Origin of the sequence: Microbacterium sp. NPDC078814 (genome assembly GCF_040702645.1) — a bacterium.
Taxonomy (GTDB): domain Bacteria; phylum Actinomycetota; class Actinomycetes; order Actinomycetales; family Microbacteriaceae; genus Microbacterium.
In genome coordinates this window covers 411,848-428,120 of record NZ_JBFBLT010000002.1, presented here as the reverse complement: position 1 = coordinate 428,120, position 16,273 = coordinate 411,848, and the positions used below count along the sequence as shown (strand labels likewise).

16 protein-coding genes are annotated in these 16,273 nt (G+C 71.0%); 1 reads left to right on the top strand and 15 read right to left on the bottom strand.

Annotated elements, in window-relative coordinates:
- Positions 1 to 63: 63 nt before the first annotated feature.
- From AB0300_RS05345 to efp, 6 genes are all read right to left on the bottom strand, one after another.
- Positions 64 to 444 (bottom strand): PIN domain-containing protein, encoded by a 381-nt coding sequence (locus tag AB0300_RS05345; protein WP_366215588.1) that lies wholly within the window; start codon positions 442 to 444, stop codon positions 64 to 66.
- Positions 441 to 698 (bottom strand): hypothetical protein, encoded by a 258-nt coding sequence (locus AB0300_RS05340; RefSeq protein ID WP_060922159.1) that lies wholly within the window; start codon positions 696 to 698, stop codon positions 441 to 443. Before AB0300_RS05340 ends, AB0300_RS05345 begins: the two co-directional genes overlap by 4 nt.
- Before the next feature lie 43 nt (positions 699 to 741).
- On the bottom strand, positions 742 to 2,319 hold the full coding sequence (locus tag AB0300_RS05335; RefSeq protein ID WP_366215587.1) for a Rieske 2Fe-2S domain-containing protein: 1,578 nt from the start codon (positions 2,317 to 2,319) through the stop codon (positions 742 to 744).
- 80 nt (positions 2,320 to 2,399) lie between these two features.
- Complete coding sequence (locus AB0300_RS05330; RefSeq protein ID WP_366215586.1) at positions 2,400 to 5,351, bottom strand: DEAD/DEAH box helicase; 2,952 nt, start codon at positions 5,349 to 5,351, stop codon at positions 2,400 to 2,402.
- A 43-nt stretch (positions 5,352 to 5,394) separates the two neighbouring features.
- Complete coding sequence (nusB, locus tag AB0300_RS05325; protein ID WP_060922157.1) at positions 5,395 to 5,805, bottom strand: transcription antitermination factor NusB; 411 nt, start codon at positions 5,803 to 5,805, stop codon at positions 5,395 to 5,397.
- Between the two features lie 3 nt (positions 5,806 to 5,808).
- Positions 5,809 to 6,369, bottom strand: coding sequence for an elongation factor P (gene efp, locus AB0300_RS05320; protein ID WP_025103502.1), 561 nt, complete (start codon positions 6,367 to 6,369; stop codon positions 5,809 to 5,811).
- A gap of 174 nt (positions 6,370 to 6,543) precedes the next feature.
- On the opposite strand from efp, the gene AB0300_RS05315 reads away from it, so the two are divergent.
- Positions 6,544 to 6,933 carry a hypothetical protein gene (locus AB0300_RS05315; RefSeq protein WP_366215585.1) on the top strand — a complete coding sequence of 130 codons (390 nt, stop codon included), beginning with the start codon at positions 6,544 to 6,546 and terminating at the stop codon, positions 6,931 to 6,933.
- Here AB0300_RS05315 and aroQ read toward each other — a convergent pair.
- Genes aroQ through alaS form a run of 9 tightly spaced genes read right to left on the bottom strand, consistent with a single transcriptional unit; the run spans position 6,894 to position 16,218 of the window.
- Positions 6,894 to 7,334, bottom strand: a complete 441-nt coding sequence (gene aroQ, locus AB0300_RS05310; RefSeq protein ID WP_085607554.1) for a type II 3-dehydroquinate dehydratase — start codon at positions 7,332 to 7,334, stop codon at positions 6,894 to 6,896. The two genes, AB0300_RS05315 and aroQ, sit on opposite strands and share 40 nt — an antisense overlap.
- Positions 7,331 to 7,855: a GNAT family N-acetyltransferase gene (locus AB0300_RS05305; RefSeq protein ID WP_126893168.1), complete on the bottom strand. Its 525-nt coding sequence runs from the start codon at positions 7,853 to 7,855 to the stop codon at positions 7,331 to 7,333. The genes aroQ and AB0300_RS05305 overlap by 4 nt, the downstream gene beginning before the upstream one ends.
- A complete protein-coding gene (gene aroB / locus AB0300_RS05300; protein WP_025103506.1) occupies positions 7,852 to 8,940 on the bottom strand; it encodes a 3-dehydroquinate synthase in 1,089 nt (362 codons plus the stop codon). Before aroB ends, AB0300_RS05305 begins: the two co-directional genes overlap by 4 nt.
- The gene (locus tag AB0300_RS05295; RefSeq protein ID WP_366215584.1) at positions 8,937 to 9,455 is read right to left on the bottom strand and encodes a shikimate kinase; all 519 of its coding nucleotides are present in this window, start codon (positions 9,453 to 9,455) and stop codon (positions 8,937 to 8,939) included. Before AB0300_RS05295 ends, aroB begins: the two co-directional genes overlap by 4 nt.
- Positions 9,439 to 10,668 carry a chorismate synthase gene (aroC, locus tag AB0300_RS05290; RefSeq protein ID WP_025103508.1) on the bottom strand — a complete coding sequence of 410 codons (1,230 nt, stop codon included), beginning with the start codon at positions 10,666 to 10,668 and terminating at the stop codon, positions 9,439 to 9,441. Before aroC ends, AB0300_RS05295 begins: the two co-directional genes overlap by 17 nt.
- Before the next feature lie 58 nt (positions 10,669 to 10,726).
- A complete protein-coding gene (locus AB0300_RS05285; protein WP_085607562.1) occupies positions 10,727 to 11,539 on the bottom strand; it encodes a shikimate dehydrogenase in 813 nt (270 codons plus the stop codon).
- A gap of 4 nt (positions 11,540 to 11,543) precedes the next feature.
- Positions 11,544 to 13,085 carry an endolytic transglycosylase MltG gene (gene mltG, locus AB0300_RS05280; RefSeq protein WP_366215583.1) on the bottom strand — a complete coding sequence of 514 codons (1,542 nt, stop codon included), beginning with the start codon at positions 13,083 to 13,085 and terminating at the stop codon, positions 11,544 to 11,546.
- Positions 13,086 to 13,087: 2 nt separating this feature from the next.
- Complete coding sequence (gene ruvX / locus AB0300_RS05275) at positions 13,088 to 13,561, bottom strand: Holliday junction resolvase RuvX (RefSeq protein ID WP_025103511.1); 474 nt, start codon at positions 13,559 to 13,561, stop codon at positions 13,088 to 13,090.
- Positions 13,558 to 16,218: an alanine--tRNA ligase gene (gene alaS, locus AB0300_RS05270; RefSeq protein WP_025103512.1), complete on the bottom strand. Its 2,661-nt coding sequence runs from the start codon at positions 16,216 to 16,218 to the stop codon at positions 13,558 to 13,560. Before alaS ends, ruvX begins: the two co-directional genes overlap by 4 nt.
- Between the last annotated feature and the right edge of the window lie 55 nt (positions 16,219 to 16,273).

The window sequence follows — 16,273 nt, the reverse complement described above, 5'->3', positions numbered from 1 at the left end:
CTCCCTTCTCCGCCTCACAGGACGGTGTTAAAGGTTGCTTGTGATCCCAGTCTATCGGAGGGATCAGACGCCGACGACCTCGACACCGCGCTCTCTGGCGACCGTCGCGAGACGACGGTCGAAGGTCGCCAGCGTCGCGCCGAACGCCTCCGCCGTGACGAGTACCGCGCAGTCCGGGAGCTTCAGGGAGGTCGCGGCGCGGAGCCGCGCGATATGGACCGGTTCGTCGACCGTCTCCTCCCGACGCAGCAGCCCGAGGGAGTCGATCTTGGCGAGATCGGCGAGCTCTGTGCCCATCCGCGCCGGATGCACGAGCGTCTCCGCGAGGTTGATCGGATGGATCAGAAGGTCTTCCTCGGTATCGAGGATGTCGAACGCCGCCTCCTGGTGGACATCGTCGGTGGAAAGGTGCGCGATGAGGACACCGGCGTCCACGACGATCACTCCGGCCAGTCCTTCCGGAGAGCGTCGAGATACCCCGGTGGATAGGCGATCGATCCCCGTGTCGCCTCGAGCGCCGCCCGCCGGGTCGCGCGCCGGTGGGATCCTCGCTCTGCGAGCCGCTCCGCCCCCAGCACCGCGAGCCTCGCCACCTGCTCCGACTTCGGTAGTCCCGGCCACTCGCTTTCCGCGAGTTCCAGCGCCTCGCGCAGCGCGGCGGTCTGCGTCACCTGGATACGGGTCAGAGCGGTCGGCATCGCCACACTGTACCACCGGCTGCGCTCGGTGGTACAGGCGCGCTCAGCTCGCCTCGCGGAGCACCGGATCCGTCACGTCGTCGATCTTCGAGGAACGGATCGGGTGGCCGCTCGTGGAGAGGCAGCGTCCGGTCTTCAGGTCCCACTTCCAGTCGTGCATGCTGCATGTGAGGATGCCGTCCTCGTCGACCTTCCCCGTCTTGGTGAGGTCGGCGCGCAGGTGCGGGCAGCGGCGCTGGACGACCCAGTCGCCGATCTCCGCATCCTCGGTCTGGTCGGTCTGCTCCTGGTACCAGTTCTCGACGTACTCGATCCGGTCGACCGAGAGGCACTTGAGGAACGTGGTGAGGAACTCGTTGAACTTGCCGCTGCGGCCGACCGAGAACTGCATCGACAGGAAGATCGAGTTCGACCAGTCGATCTCGTGGTCGCGGATGTTCGTCGAGACGAGGTCGGCCGGGATCGTGTACCAGTACACGCACTCCTCCCCCGCGTACTCGCGGACCTTGGCGCGCGGGAAGTCGACCACCATGTCCAGCTCCCCGATGCGGAAGCGGACGCGCCCGCCGACGCCGAGGCGGATGGTGCGCGACTTCTTCAGCAGCGGCTCCCACCATTCCTTGATCGCGGCCAGCATCTCCTCCGGCGGGATGATCTCGGCGCGCGAGGCCTCCTCGTCGCGGATCTCCTGCTGGCGGGTCGCGCGCTGCTCCTCCAGGTACTCCCACTTCTCGTCGAAGATGTGGGCGAGCTCGGCCTCGGTGTAGAGCGTCTGCTCGGTGGTCACCGCACCGCCGTCGATCGTGACGAGAGTGCCAGGGACGAAGAGCTGCCCGTCGTACTTCGGGGCCAGCTCCTTCATGTGCGCGATGAACTGCTTCTGGTCCGTGAAGATGGACTCGCCGTTGCGGCCCATCCCGTTGAAGTCGAAGAGGTCGTCGCGGAGGAACATGGGCGGACCCGCCATCGGGAAGACGTGCGGAGCGTCGACCTTCTCGATGTAGTACATCGCGCGCTTGTTCTGCGCCTCGCGCTTGAGGCGGGCGAAGTTCTGCTTCGCGTCCAGCGGCAGGTCGTAGACCATGGGCCACCAGATCGCCCCGGAGACCTGCGTGAAGTAGGCGTCGGGCTTCCCGAAGTGCAGCAGCTTGTCGAGATCGAGCGGGTGCGAGTCGTTCTGGTTCAGCATCGAGCCGGTGCCGTCGTCCACGCTGAGCGACGAGTCGCCGATCGGGCCGTCGCTCGGCGCGCGCAGCGGGGTGATCATCATCTTGAGCGCCCCGCGCTCGATGATCTCGCCGGCGGGCGCGTAGGTGATGTTCGTGTAGCCGAGCGCCCGGATGTCCTGCTCCAGGTCGTCGATCGGATACTCCGGCAGGAGCACCTCGATGTCCTTGCGGATGTACCGCTCCAGGAGCGCCGGGTCGAAGTGGTCGCGGTGCCGGTGCGAGATGTAGAGGAAGTCGGCTTCACGACCGTAGCGCTCCCAGTCGAGGGCGCGGTTGTCCGGGAACGGGAACCAGGACCCGAAGAAGGACGGGCCGAGCACCGGGTCGCAGATGATGTTGCCGCCCACCGTCTCGATGAACATGCCGGCGTGGCCGAGTCCCGTGATCCGCATTGCATTCCTCTCGAAGATGAACCGTTCGATTGTACCGACGGCTCCCTGAGCGCCCGGCGGGACGGGCCGGGGAAAACGGTCTAGTCGTCGAAGAGACCGCGGATGTCGTCGGCGGTGAGCGTCTGCGCGAAGAGCGCGTCGTCATCGAGCACGGCGGTGAACAGGCGGGCCTTGCGGCGTTGCAGCGCGAGGACCTTCTCCTCGATCGTGCCGCTGGCGATCATGCGGTAGACGAACACCTGGCTGCGCTGGCCGATGCGGTGCGTGCGGTCGACTGCCTGGGCCTCGGCGGCGGGGTTCCACCACGGGTCGAGGAGGAAGACGTAGTCGGCCTCGGTCAGCGTGAGCCCGAACCCGCCGGCCTTCAGGCTGATGAGGAAGACGGGCTGCTCCCCCTCCGCGAAGTCCGCGACCACCTGCTCGCGATGACGCGTCGAGCCGTCGAGGTGCGCGTACGGGATGCCGGCGGCGTCCAGACGCGCGGCCGCCATGTCGAGGAAGGACGTGAACTGGCTGAACACGAGCGCGCGGTGCCCCTCCGCCTGCAGCTCGACGATCCGCTCCAGGAGCTCGTCGAGCTTGCGGGAGCCGAGGCGCGCGTCGGCCGGGTCGATCAGCGCCGGAGCGAGGCTCAGCATCCGCAGCAGCGTCAGGGAACGGAACACGATGAAGCGGTTGCGGTCGAGATCCTCCAGCAGGCCGAGCACCTTCTGCCGCTCCCGCTGCAGCACCGTCTCGTAGAGCTCGCGATGCCCCGCGCTCAGCTCGATCTCCAGCACCTGCTCCTGCTTCGGCGGCAGGTCCGGAGCGACGAGCTCCTTGGTGCGGCGGAGCACGAGCGGGCGGATCCGTCGTCGGAGCTGCGCGAGGCGGCGCTGCCGGTACGGTCCGCCCTCCGCGTTCTCCGGGACCTTCCCCTGCTCGATCGGCTGGATGTAGTGCTCGCGGAACTTCCGCGCCGAGGCGAACAGGCCGGGTGCCGTGAGCTTCAGCAGCGCCCAGAGCTCCTCGAGGCTGTTCTCCAGCGGCGTGCCCGTGACCGCGATGGTGACCTCGGACGGGAAACGCGCGACGGCACGATGCAGCTTCGTCGCCGGGTTCTTCACGAACTGGGCCTCGTCGAGGATCAGCCCGGCCCAGGTGACGCCCGCGAACCCCTCTTCGTCGAGCCGCGCGACGGCGTAGGTGGTGAGCACCACGTCGGCCTCGCGAGCCACGGCGGCCACGGCAGGCCCGGCGGTCGAGTCCCGGGTGATCACGCGGAGACCCGGAGCGAACCGCGCCGCCTCGGTGCGCCAGGTCGCCAGCACGGATGTCGGCACCACCACAAGGAAAGGGCGTCCCTCCCCCGCCGCACGGGCGTGCAGGATGAGCGCGAGCAGCTGGACAGTCTTCCCGAGACCCATGTCGTCGGCGAGGATGCCGCCGAGCCGATGCGACCAGAGGAACGCGAGCCAGTCCAGCCCCTCCTTCTGGTACGGCCGCAACTGTGCGGTGAGCCCCGGAGGGAGGGGCACCGCCGGCACCGCAGTGGCGCTGCGCAGTCCGTCGGCGGTGGCCCGCCAGCTCACCGCGGGAAGGGCCTCGTCCGCCAGATCCTCGAACTCCTCCCACAGATCCGTCTGATGCCGACTGATCCGCGGGCCCGTCTCCCACTCGTCCAGATCCCCGGCCTCGTCCAGGAGGTCGCGCAGACGGTCGAGCGCCGGGTGGTTCAGGGAGAAGTAGCTGCCGTCGACGAGCAGGAGCTTCCGCCGGCCCGCGCTCAGGGCCGTGAACAGCGGCTCGAAGGGGATGTTCCGCCCGTCGATGCGGACGATCACGCCGAGGTCGAACCAGTCGGGGTCGGTGCTCTCCACGGTCGAGACCGTGATCTCCGGCTCCCCGGCGAGCTCGCGATACGTCTTGCGGCGGCCCGACACCTCCACCTCGACGCCCTCCGCCTCCACGGCGGGGACGACGCGGGTCATGAACTCCGCGGCCGCCACGTCGTGGAACGCCCCCGCGGGGGCGAACGCGACGCCGTGCTCCTGCCAGACGTTCCGGATCCGATGCGTCACAGAGGCTTCGGCCTCCGGATCGCGCACGGCCTCCGGACCCGGCGTGAACGGCACCCGCCCGAAGCCGCGATAGTCCCACTCGACGGTGTACTCCACGGTGTCTCCGCGACGGAACGCCACCCGGAGCACGGCACGGGGCGGTGGGAGGTCGGGGAGCGCGACGCGGCCGACCGCGCGGACGGGGAGACGGCGCGCGAGGAGTGGATAGGCGTCCTGGAGGAAGGTCGCCTCCTCCGCTGCGGGGACGACGAGCATCCCGGCCCGGAGCAGCGACGGCGCGGGCCCCGCGAGCGGAAGCTCCGCGAGCGTCACCTGCAGGCGCGACCCGCTCTGCGCGACCTCGTACACGCCGGAGCGCCCGAGGGCGCGGATGCTGCCCGGCAGCGTCTCGCGCCCGTCCAGGGTCACGACCGGACGGACGACGAGGCCGCCGTCGTCGTCACGGGACACGGTCGCCGTCAGTTCTGCGGTGTCGGCGAGGACGAGCGTCGTCGACCGCTGGGCCGCCACGAGCGGGATGCCGAGGTCGGTCGCCGACCGCAGATGCCCCCAGAGGAGCCGCGACTCGATGAGGTCGGCGACGAGCCAGTCCCCCGCCGTGCCGGAGAGCAGCGCGTCGCGCGCGATGCTCAGCAGATCGGCGAACCACCGCGACTGCTCCCGACCGTACTGGTCCGGCGCGCGGCGGACCGCGTCCCAGGTGGCGGAGCCGAGCACCCAGGACCCCGTCGCCGCGCTCCGCTCCAGCGGACGGATGCCGAGGAGGATCTCCCCCACACCCTTGGCGACGTCACGGGGAGTCGCGGTGCGCTGCGGGCGTGAGGCCCACGGGTTGGCTCCTCGGGCGTCGCGGACGCGCACCTCGAACCCGAGCGCGAGGGGGGTCGCCGCCGGAGCAGCGCCGGCCTCGAACAGGGCACGCCAATCCCGCGCCCCGTCTCCCGGAGTGGCGGAGGCGGGCGGGCGGATCATGAGACGATCCTGCCCGCCACCGCCGACACCGCCGCCGCGGCGCTCAGGCCGAGCGGGCGACGCGGGCGAGCACGCCGTGCACGAACGCGCCCGACTCGTCGGTGGAGAACTCCTTCGCGAGCTCCACCGCCTCGTCGATCGCGACCGCGGTCGGCACCTCGTCGTTGTAGAGGATCTCCCACGCGCCGATGCGCAGCAGGGCGCGGTCGACGGCGGGCATCCGCTCGAGCTTCCAGTCGCGGCTGTGGGTCGTGATCTGCTCGTCGATCTCGTCGCGCTGGTCGATGATGCCGTCGACGATCTCGCGGGCGTACAGCCACGACGCCTCACGTGCGGGCTCGTTCGCCGCGCGCTTCGCCTCGGCGGCGAGGGCCACCGCGACCTCGTCGCCGCGGACGTCGGCCGAGAACAGGATGTCGAGCGCGCGCTTGCGCGCCTTCGTGCGGGCGCTCACGCCTTACTTCTCGCGGCCGAGGTACTCGCCCGTGCGGGTGTCGACCTTGACCTTCGTGCCGGTCTCCAGGAAAAGCGGGACCTGGATCTCGTAGCCGGTCTCGAGCGTCGCGGGCTTGGTGCCGGCGGACGAGCGGTCGCCCTGCAGACCGGGCTCGGTGTAGGTCACCTCGAGGATGACCGAGGCCGGGAGGTCGATGTAGAGGGGGTTGCCGTTGTTGAGGGCGATGGTGACCTGCTGGTTCTCGAGGAGGAAGTTCTTCGCGTCGCCGACCGTGGCCGCCGGCAGCGTGATCTGGTCGAAGTCGGTCTGGTCCATGAACACGAACCCGTCACCGTCGGTGTAGAGGTAGGTGTAGTCCCGGCGGTCGACGTTCTCGATGTCGATCTTCGCCCCGGCGTTGTACGTGCGGTCCACGGTCTTGCCCGAGACGACGTTCTTCAGCTTCGTGCGGACGAAGGCGCCGCCCTTGCCGGGCTTGACGTGCTGGAACTCGATGACGCTCCAGAGCTGCCCGTCGATGCTGAGGACGACGCCGTTCTTGATGTCTGCGGTGGATGCCATGTGCGAGGAGTTCCGTTCCTGAGTCCGTGGGGCCGGGGTCGGCCGACAGTCGATTCTACGGGATGCCCGGCGCAGGCCGTCGCGGGGCACGATAGACGCTCCTCCGCGAGAGCGGAAGCCCCGTGACGATGCCCGTGGCCCCGGGCAGCGTGGACGAGGACAGGAGGAATCGACATGAGCGAGGACGATCGCGACCGGGACCCGACCCGGATGGCGAATCAGCCGGCGCTGCGGACGTCGTCCGGGGCGGTCTGGCTCATCGTCGCCACGATCTTCACGGCGGTCAGCCTCGTGCCCCTGATCGGGATCGTCCGCAGCGGCGGCGCGGCGGGAACCGTCGGCCTGGTGACCGCGATCATCCTGGTCCTGGGCCTGGCCGCGATGGTCGTCATCCGCCTCGCGGTGTCGAGCGTGCGGCCGCGGCTCCGTGCGCTGGCCGCCTGTTTCCTCGCCATGGCCCTGTTGACGCTCGTGGGCATCACGGTGTGCGTGCTGCTCGTCGGCCTGCCCCGATCCCCGCGCGCTCAGAGCTGCGCGACGAGTTCCCGCACCGCGTCGGCGTAGCCCTCCACGCCGCGTCCGATGACACGCACCGCGGCGACGTCGTGCAGGTACGAGTGGTGACGGAACTCCTCGCGGGCGTACACGTCGGAGATGTGGACCTCGGCGAAGGGCAACGCGACGCCGGTGAGCGCGTCACGCAGGGCGACGGAGGTGTGGGTGAGGCCGCCCGGGTTGATGACGATGCCCGCGCAGTCCGCCCGCGCGTCGTGGATCGCGTCGATGAGCACGCCCTCGTGGTTGCTCTGCAGCGCCCGCACCTCGAACCCGAGCGCGGCGGCGGCCTCGGCGGTGATCCGCTCGACGTCGGCGAGGGTCGCGGTGCCGTACACCTCGGGTTCGCGGGTGCCGAGGAGGTTGAGGTTGGGGCCGTTGACGAGCAGCAGCCGACGCGGGGCGCTCATGCGGGCACGCTCCCGGAGTCGACCAGCTCGCGGCGCATGACCCATTCCCGCCCGAAGTTGGCCGTCTCGATCTCCCCGGTCCGGACGAAGCCGCCTCGGCGGTACACGGCCTGCGCCCGGGAGTTGTCCACGTGCACCTCGAGCACGAGCGCGCGGAGGCCGCGATCGCGGGCCCAGGCCGCCGCGGCGTCGAGGAGCGCATCGATGACGCCCGCACCGCGGTGCGCGTCCGCCACGTAGACCCCGACGACCAGCCCCGCGTCGTGCTGCTCGCGATGCGGGAGCACGGTCACGGTCCCGGTCCAGGCGCCGTCGTCGGCGATCGCGACGAACTGCGCCGCGGCGGCGTCGCCCGCGGCATTCGCGGCGCGCTCCTGCCAGAAGCGGTCGGGCTGTGCGGCGGCGTGCTCGACGGTGTCGAGGAAGGCCATCGGTGCGGCCGGGTCGGCGAGGGCCCGCAGCCGCAGCGCCTTGACCTCCCGCCAGTCCTCCGGTGTGATGCGCCGGACGGCGATGCTCATGCGCCGATCTCCTGGTAGGCGGCGAAGAGCAGCGACTCATCCGGCGCCTGGAGCACGGTGGGCTTGGCGATGTCGTCCAACAGGATGAAGCGGAGCATGCCGCCGCGGCTCTTCTTGTCGCGCTGCATCGTGGCGAGCAGCTGCGGCCAGGCACCGGCCCGGTACGACGTCGGCAGGCCGAGCGACTCGAGGATCGTGCGGTGGCGCTCCGCCGCGGCGTCCGACAGGCGCCCCGCGAGCCGGGACAGCTCCGCGGCGTAGAGCATGCCGATCGAGATGGCCGCCCCGTGCCGCCAGCGGTACCGCTCGGCGTGCTCGATCGCGTGGCCGAGCGTGTGGCCGTAGTTCAGGATCTCCCGCTGCCCGGCCTCGCGGAAGTCGTCCGAGACGACCTGCGCCTTCATGTCGATCGCGAGCTCGACCGCCCGGCGGAACTCGTCCGTCGTGGTGTCGACCGCGCGCGCGGGATCGGCCTCGACGATGTCGAGGATCTCCGGCGCCCAGATGAAACCGGCCTTGACGACCTCCGCGAAGCCGGCGGTGGCCTCGTTCGGGCTCAGGCTGCCCAGTTCGTCGAGGTCGCCGACGACGGCGCGCGGGGCCCAGAAGGCGCCGACGAGGTTCTTGCCCTCCGCGGTGTTGACGCCCGTCTTGCCGCCCACCGCGGCGTCCACGAGGCCGAGGACGGTGGTGGGCACCTGGACGATCTGGATGCCGCGCAGCCACGTCGCCGCGACGAAGCCGGCGAGGTCGGTCACCGCTCCCCCGCCGTAGCCGACGACGGCGTCCGTCCGGGTGAAGTCCGCCTGGCCCATGACCTGCCAGCAGAAAGCGGCGACCTCGATGCGCTTGCCCTGCTCGGCATCCGGGATCTCGGCGAGCAGCACCTCGCGCGGACCATCCGCGGTGTCGGCGAGGAGCCGGTCGCGGAGCTCGGCGGCGCGGGCCGCGAGGGTCGGCGGGTGCACGACGAGGATCTTGCGGACGCCCGGCGCGAGAGCCGCGGACACCTGGTCGAGGATCCCCCGTCCGATCGTGATGTCGTAGGCGTCGTTCCCGGTGACGCTGATGGTCGTCGTGCTCATCGCTGTTCTCTCCTCCATGCCACGATCTCGTCCGCGATGCGCTGCATCGGACGCCGCGAGGTGTCGAACGTGGCCGACGCCACCTCGTCGTACCATCCTCGCCGTTCGGCGAAGATGCGCTTCCACTTCTCGACCGGGTCCTCGCCCGCCAGCAGCGGGCGCGTCCCGCCGCGCAGGCGGTCGGCGACGGCCGCCTCGGTCACGGTGAGGAAGACCACCGGATGAGCGCGCAGCAGCGCGCGCGTCTCCGGATCCGTGACGGCGCCACCGCCGAGGGAGATCACGCCGCCCTCGGCGAGGGCCTCGCGGACCGCCGCGCGCTCCAGGTCCCGGAAGTGCGCCTCGCCGTGCGTGGCGAAGATCTCGGGGATCGGGCCGTGCGCGGCGACGATGCGCTTGTCGGTGTCAATGAAGGCGACGCCCAGCCGCCGTGCGACCCTTCGTCCGACGCTGGTCTTGCCGGCCGCCATCGGTCCGACGAGGACCAGCGTCAGCGGATCAGCCGCGTTCGTCATGCGCGATGAGCGCCGCCTCGGACGCGGGGGCCGTGCGCAGCTCCGCCGGGATGCCGTCGAGGTACCCCTCCAGGTTGCGGCGCGTCTCGCGGATGCTGTCACCGCCGAACTTCTCCAGCACGGCGCGCGCCAGCTCGATCGCGACCATGGCCTCGGCGACGACCCCCGCCGCGGGCACGGCACAGACGTCGGAACGCTGGTGGTGCGCGGTCGCCTCGTCACCGGTCGCCACGTCGATCGTGCGCAGCGCATGAGGCACGGTCGCGATCGGCTTCATGCCGGCGCGGACGCGCAGCACGGTTCCGGTCGACATGCCGCCCTCGGTGCCACCGGCACGATCGGTGCCGCGGGCGATGCCGTCGGCGGTGGCGAAGAGCTCGTCGTGGGCGGCGGAGCCGCGGCGGCGCGTGGTCTCGAAGCCGTCGCCGACCTCCACGCCCTTGATGGCCTGGATGCTCATGAGCGCCTGGGCCAGCCGGGCGTCCAGGCGGCGATCCCAGTGCACGTGGGAGCCGAGCCCCGGCGGCAGGCCGTACGCGAGGACCTCGACGATGCCGCCGAGGGTGTCGCCGTCCTTCTTGGCGTCGTCCACCTCCGCGACCATGAGCGCCGAGGTCGCGGGGTCGAAGCACCGCAGCGGGTCGGCGTCCAGGGCGTCCACGTCGTCCGGTGTCGGCAGCGCCGCGCCATCCGGCACGCGCACCGGCCCGATGGAGAGCGTGTGGCTGACGAGTCGGATGCCGAGCTCGCCGAGGAAGGAGCGGGCGACGGCACCGAGCGCCACGCGGGCGGCGGTCTCCCGGGCGCTCGCGCGCTCGAGGATCGGACGGGCCTCGTCGAAGTCGTACTTCTGCATGCCCACGAGGTCGGCGTGTCCCGGACGTGGCCGGGTCAGCGGGGCGCCACGACCGCGCGAGCGATCGGTGAGCTCCACCGGCTCCGGGTTCATGACCTCGATCCACTTCGGCCACTCGGTGTTGCCGATGCGCAGGGCGATGGGGCTGCCCAGCGTCTTCCCGTGCCGGACGCCACCGGAGATCGTGAGCTCGTCCTGTTCGAACTTCATCCGGGAGCCGCGTCCATAGCCGAGCTTGCGGCGGGCGAGGTCGGCCTGGATGGCCTCGGACGACACCGGGACGCCGGAGGGCAGACCCTCCATGACGGCGATGAGTTCTGGGCCGTGCGATTCGCCGGCCGTGAGCACGCGGAGCATGTGCTCTAGTCTCCCATGCGTTTCCCCCCGCGCCGTGCCGCGTTTCGTCCGGCGGCGCTCAGAGGGTGGCGCGCATCGCGGCGAGGACGGCCTCCTCGTCCGGCAGCGGCGAGACCGGGTCGCCGTGCAGGAAGATCCGGATCTGCCGGACCGCCTGATGCAGCAGCATCCCGAGCCCGGAGACCACCGGCGCCGCACCCCATGCCGCCGCCAGGGCGGACGGCCAGGGCGCGTAGGCGGCGTCGAACAGCGTGCCGCCGCTCTGGGCCAGTCGGGCGGCACTCTCCGGCGGAAGCACGGCGCCGGAGGGCAGGGTCGCCACCGTGAGGTCGACGGCGCCCTCCACCACGTCGAGCGGTCGCGGGGTGACCACGACGCCGCGTCGCTCCCCGATCCCGACGAGCCCCGCGGCGCGCTCCGGCCGACGGGCGGCGACCTCGACCCGTGTCGCCCCCAGGTCGGCGAGAGCGACGAGGGCCGAGGCCGCCGTGGCTCCGGCGCCCAGGATCCGCGCCGTCCCGATCTCGCGGATGCCGGCGTCCCCGAGCGCATCGACGATCCCGCCGACGTCGGTGTTGAATCCTGCCGGGGTCTCCGAGAGCAGGAGCGTGTTGACCGCGCCGGTCAGCTCCGCGTGGGCGTCTCGGGTGGCGGCGTATCGGTACGCCTCCTCCTTGAGCGGCATCGTCAGGGACAGGCCGCGCCAGGTGTCGTCGAGGGCCTCGACCGCGTCGTTGAAGCCCTCCGCGCCGACCTGACGGCGCCCGTACTCCCAGTCCAGTCCGAGCACCGCGTAGGCCGCAGCGTGCAGCTCCGGCGACCGTGAGTGCCCGATCGGGTCGCCCCAGACCGCCAGCCGTCTCCGGTTCACCGCGTCAGCAACCGGCGTCGGGGTTCGCGCGGCACCAGTCCCGCCACTTCTCCACGCCCTGCTCGTGCTCCGCGAGGGTCTCCGAGAACTGCGTCTCGCCGGTCTCGAGGTTGACGGTGACGAAGTAGATCCACGGCCCGTCCGCGGGGTGCATCGCGGCATCGATCGCGGCATCGTTCGGGCTCGCGATCGGCGTGGCCGGAAGCCCCTTGTTCACGTAGGTGTTCCACTCGTTGGGGTCTTCCAGAGCCTCGGCCGAGCTCGAGACCACGCCCTCATGCAGGGAGCCGTACCCGTACTGCGCCGTCGAGTCCATCTGGAGCAGCATGTCGTCGTCGAGGCGGTTCTGGATCACGCGGGACACCTTGGCGAAGTCGTCCGTGCGGCCTTCGCGCTGGATGATCGAGGCGATCGTGAGGATCCGCTGCGCGTCCTCGTCCGGGACGCCGGCGGAGGCGAGCGATTCGCGCGTCCGGTCGACCATGCGCTGGATGACCTGCGTCGCGGTGACCTCGGGGTCGAACGTGTACACCGCGGGGAACAGCCACCCCTCCAGGCTCTGCGCCTCCACCCCGTACGCGGACGGATCGGCGACGGCTGCCTCGAGGTCGGCCAGCGGCATCCCGAGAGTCTCCGCCATGGACGGCAGGGCCGATTCGATCGTCCCGCCCTCCGGCATGGAGACGGTGTTCTCGAGCTTGTTCTCCTCGTTGCGGAGCGCGGCGAGGGCATCCTCCGCCGTCATCTTCTTCTGCAGGCGGTAGACGCCGGGATAGAAGGTCACCGCGATGTTCTCGTCGATGAGGTAGTCGTAGAAGACGTCCTCGGTCTTCGTAACGCCGGCTTCGTACAGCGCCGCCGACACGGGGCCGCCCGTGTCGCCCTGCTTAATCGTGACGTACACCTCACCGGTCGCCTGACCGGGCTCCCAGTCCTTCGGCTCCCCCCACCCCATGGCGTCGGCGATGCGGTCGCCGAAGGTGTTGGCGACCCAGACTCCGCCGGCGGCGATGCCGCCGAGGATCACCAGGACGATGATCAGGGCGACGAGGCAGCCCTTGCGGCGCTTCTTCTTGGTCGGCGCGCCGTGATCGCGGCCGTCGTCCTGGGCGGCGAAGATCTCGTCGAGCCCGCCGCCCAGCGCGGGTGCGGGGTCTTCGGTGCCGGTCGACCGGCGCGGCCCCGGAGCGGGGGTCTCATCCGCGCTCGTCGCGGCGACGGGCATCGCGCGTGTCGCGACCGGTTCGGCATCCGCGCCGGGCACCGCCGACCGGTGATCGTTCCCCGGTGTCTCCGCAGTGGTCGCCGCCGACGCCGAGACCGGGCGGGCGGGCACATCGGCCGCGGGTGCGACACCGGCGTCCGGAGCGGGCGGGGCCTCCTGCTCGCGCGCCGCGGCCTCCCTGGCCGCACGGCGGGATCCTGGCGCCGGCGTGTCGTCTCCGGCGGTCGGGACCTGCGGGGACGGAGCGGGGAGGTTCTCGAACAGATCCCCCAACCGGGTGCTCTGCTCGTGCTCGGGCGCACGGCTCTCGCGTTCGGACATGTTCAGGCGGGCTCCTCGTCAACGGGGACCGGGGCACCGGCCGGGTTTCCGGTGCTCTTCTCCGTGTCGATCGCCTGCTGCAGCAGCACCACGGCGGCGACCTGATCCACAATGCTACGAGAGTTCTTCTGTGATCGCCCAGAACTCCGCAACGCCGCATGCGCGGAGACGGTGCTCAGACGCTCGTCGACGAGGCGTACCGGCACACCGCTCCGCGCCTGGAGAGCCGCCGCGAACTCGCGCGCATCCACCGTCGACGGCGTGTCGGCACCCTGCATGTTCACGGGCAGCCCGACGACAATCTCCAGCGGCTCGTACTCCGCAGCCAGCTCCGCGATGCGCGAGAGCGAGCGCTCGTCGCGGGGCACGGTCTCGACGGGGACGGCCAGCATGCCGTCCGGATCGGACCGGGCCACGCCCACGCGGGCCCTGCCGACGTCGATGCCGAGCCGGACCCCGCGGCGATAACCGCTCACGCGCGGCGCAGCTCCTGGGAGACGGCCTCGAGCGCGGCGGGCAGCGCCGCCGCGTCGGTGCCGCCGCCCTGGGCGACGTCGTCACGCCCACCGCCGCCTCCGCCGAGCACACCGGCGGCGCGCTTCGCGAGCGCACCCGCCTTCGCACCGGCACTGCGCGCAGCCTCGTTCGTGGCGACGACGACGACGGGGCGACCGTTGACGACCGCACCGAGCGCGACGACCGCGGGATCGGAACCCAGCCGGTCGCGCACGCCGTTGACGAGCTCGCGGACATCGTCCGCGGAGGCCACATCGCCCAGCGTCTGCGCCGCCACGCGGAAGTCTCCGACGCGCGTCGCGGCCTCGGCGATGGCGGGAATGCGCCCCGCCCGCTCCTTCGCCTCGAACTGCGCGATGCGCTTCTCCGCGGCCTTGAGGCTTGCGGCGAGATCGGCGATCCGCTCAGGGAGCTGCTCGCGCGGGGTCTTCAGGGAGGCGGTGAGCTGCGACACGAGAGCCCGCTCCGCCGCGAGCTCACGGAACGCATCCGCGCCGACGAGAGCCTCGATCCGGCGGTTGGAAGCGCCGACCGACGACTCCCCCACCACGCTGACCAGGCCGATCTCCGCGCTGGTCGACACGTGCGTGCCGGCGCAGAGCTCGCGCGACCACGGGCCGCCGATGTCGACCATCCGCACGACGTCGCCGTACTTCTCGCCGAAGAGCGCCATGGCGCCGGCTTCCTTGGCCTCGTCGAGCGTCACGATGCGGGTGGTCACCTCGAGGGCGTCCTGCACGGCGCGGTTCGTGATCTCCTCGATCTCCGTGCGGGTGTCCGTCGACAGCGCCTGCGACCAGGCGAAGTCGAATCGCATGTACCCGGCGCGGTTGAGCGACCCGGACTGCGTGGCCGTCGGACCGAGCGTGTCGCGGAGGGCGGCGTGCACGAGGTGGGTGGCAGAATGCGCCTGGCGGGCGGCGCGGCGGTTGGCGGCGTCGACGATCGTCGTCGCGATGTCGTCGACCGCGACCGTGCCGCGGGAGACCTCGACCGTGTGGCTGATCAGCCCGGGGACCGGACGCTGCACGTCGAGCACCTCGAGCTCGTAGCCCGGGCCCACGATGGTGCCCTTGTCGGCGACCTGGCCGCCGGACTCGGCGTACAGCGTCGTCTCGGCGAGCACCACCTCGGCGATCTGGCCCTCGGCGGCGCTGCGCACCGGCGCGCCGTCGACGAGCAGGCCGAGCACACGGGACTCCACCTCGAGGGCCGTGTAGCCGTCGAAGCCCGTCTCGCCGAGCGCGCGCAGGTCGCGGTACACCGAGACATCCGCGAGCTGGCGCTTGCGGTTGCGGGCGTCGTCCTTCGCGCGCTGACGCTGCTCCTGCATGAGGGAGTCGAACGCGGCGCGGTCCACGTCCAGCCCGGCCTCTTCGGCGACCTCCAGGGTGAGGTCGATCGGGAAGCCGTAGGTGTCGTGCAGCAGGAACGCCTCGGAACCGCTGAGGGTCTTCCCGCCGCCCTTCTTCGTCTCGTCGAGCGCGAGGTCGAGGATGGTCGATCCCTGCGCCAGGGTGCGCCGGAAGGTCTCCTCCTCGGCGAAGGCCGCCGAGGAGAGCACGGACCAGTCCCGCTCCAGCTCCGGGTACGCCGACTTCATCGCGTCGCGGGAGGCGGCGAACAGCTCGGGGAACGCGGGGTCGTCGACACCGAGGAGCCGCATGGCGCGCACGGTCCGGCGCATGAGGCGCCGCAGGATGTAGCCGCGGCCCTCGTTCGACGGACGCACGCCGTCGGAGAGGAGCATGAGCGAGGAGCGCACGTGATCCGCGATCACCCGGAAGCGGACGTCGTCCTCGTGGACCGCCCCATAGCGGCGGCCGGAGAGCTCGACGGCGCGGTCGAGCACCGGACGCACCTGGTCGGTCTCGTACATGTTCTCGACGCCCTGCTTGAGGAACGCGACGCGCTCCAGTCCCATGCCGGTGTCGATGTTCTTCATCGGCAGCTCACCGACGATGTCGAACTCGGTCTTGCCGCGGATGTTCTCGATGAAGTCCTGCATGAACACGAGGTTCCAGATCTCCAGGAACCGCGAGTCGTCGACAGCGGGGCCGCCGTCCTTGCCGTAGGCCGGGCCGCGGTCGAAGAAGATCTCGGAGTCAGGGCCACCGGGACCGGGCTGGCCGGTGTTCCAGTAGTTGTCCGCGCGGCCGAGGCGCTGGATGCGCTCCGGCTTGAGTCCGATGATGTCGCGCCAGATCGCCTCGGCCTCGTCGTCGGTCTCGTAGACGGTGACCCAGAGATCCTTCTCGTCGAAGCCGAGGCCGCCGTCGGCCTCCGAGCTCGTGAGCAGCTCCCAGGCGTAGCGGATCGCGCCTTCCTTGAAGTAGTCGCCGAACGACCAGTTGCCGAGCATCTGGAAGAACGTGCCGTGACGCGCGGTGCGCCCGACCTCCTCGATGTCGTTGGTCCGGATGCACTTCTGCAGGTCGGCGATGCGCGGATGCGGCGCCGGGACCACGCCCGTGAGGTACGGGATCATCGGGACCATGCCGGCGACCGTGAACAGCAGCGAGGGGTCGTCGCTGACCAGGGATGCCGAGGGGACGATGAGGTGGTCGTTCTTCTCGAAGTAGGAGAGGTAGCGCTGCGCGATTTCCGCAGTTTTCATAGGAGTGCCGAATGTCCTTGCGTGAGGGGGCGCGCCGAGGCGCAGATGCGGGGGG

What these genes read in the sequence shown, in the direction of transcription:
- alaS (WP_025103512.1), bottom strand. Translation starts at nt 16,218, where the DNA reads ATGAAAACTGCGGAAATCGCGCAGCGCTACCTCTCCTACTTCGAGAAG.
- AB0300_RS05305 (WP_126893168.1), bottom strand. Translation starts at nt 7,855, where the DNA reads ATGAGCATCGCCGTCCGGCGCATCACACCGGAGGACTGGCGGGAGGTC.
- efp (WP_025103502.1), bottom strand. Translation starts at nt 6,369, where the DNA reads ATGGCATCCACCGCAGACATCAAGAACGGCGTCGTCCTCAGCATCGAC.
- aroB (WP_025103506.1), bottom strand. Translation starts at nt 8,940, where the DNA reads ATGAGCACGACGACCATCAGCGTCACCGGGAACGACGCCTACGACATC.
- AB0300_RS05295 (WP_366215584.1), bottom strand. Translation starts at nt 9,455, where the DNA reads ATGACGAACGCGGCTGATCCGCTGACGCTGGTCCTCGTCGGACCGATG.
- aroQ (WP_085607554.1), bottom strand. Translation starts at nt 7,334, where the DNA reads ATGAGCGCCCCGCGTCGGCTGCTGCTCGTCAACGGCCCCAACCTCAAC.
- aroC (WP_025103508.1), bottom strand. Translation starts at nt 10,668, where the DNA reads ATGCTCCGCGTGCTCACGGCCGGCGAATCGCACGGCCCAGAACTCATC.
- AB0300_RS05335 (WP_366215587.1), bottom strand. Translation starts at nt 2,319, where the DNA reads ATGCGGATCACGGGACTCGGCCACGCCGGCATGTTCATCGAGACGGTG.
- AB0300_RS05330 (WP_366215586.1), bottom strand. Translation starts at nt 5,351, where the DNA reads ATGATCCGCCCGCCCGCCTCCGCCACTCCGGGAGACGGGGCGCGGGAT.
- AB0300_RS05315 (WP_366215585.1), top strand. Translation starts at nt 6,544, where the DNA reads ATGAGCGAGGACGATCGCGACCGGGACCCGACCCGGATGGCGAATCAG.
- AB0300_RS05340 (WP_060922159.1), bottom strand. Translation starts at nt 698, where the DNA reads ATGCCGACCGCTCTGACCCGTATCCAGGTGACGCAGACCGCCGCGCTG.
- mltG (WP_366215583.1), bottom strand. Translation starts at nt 13,085, where the DNA reads ATGTCCGAACGCGAGAGCCGTGCGCCCGAGCACGAGCAGAGCACCCGG.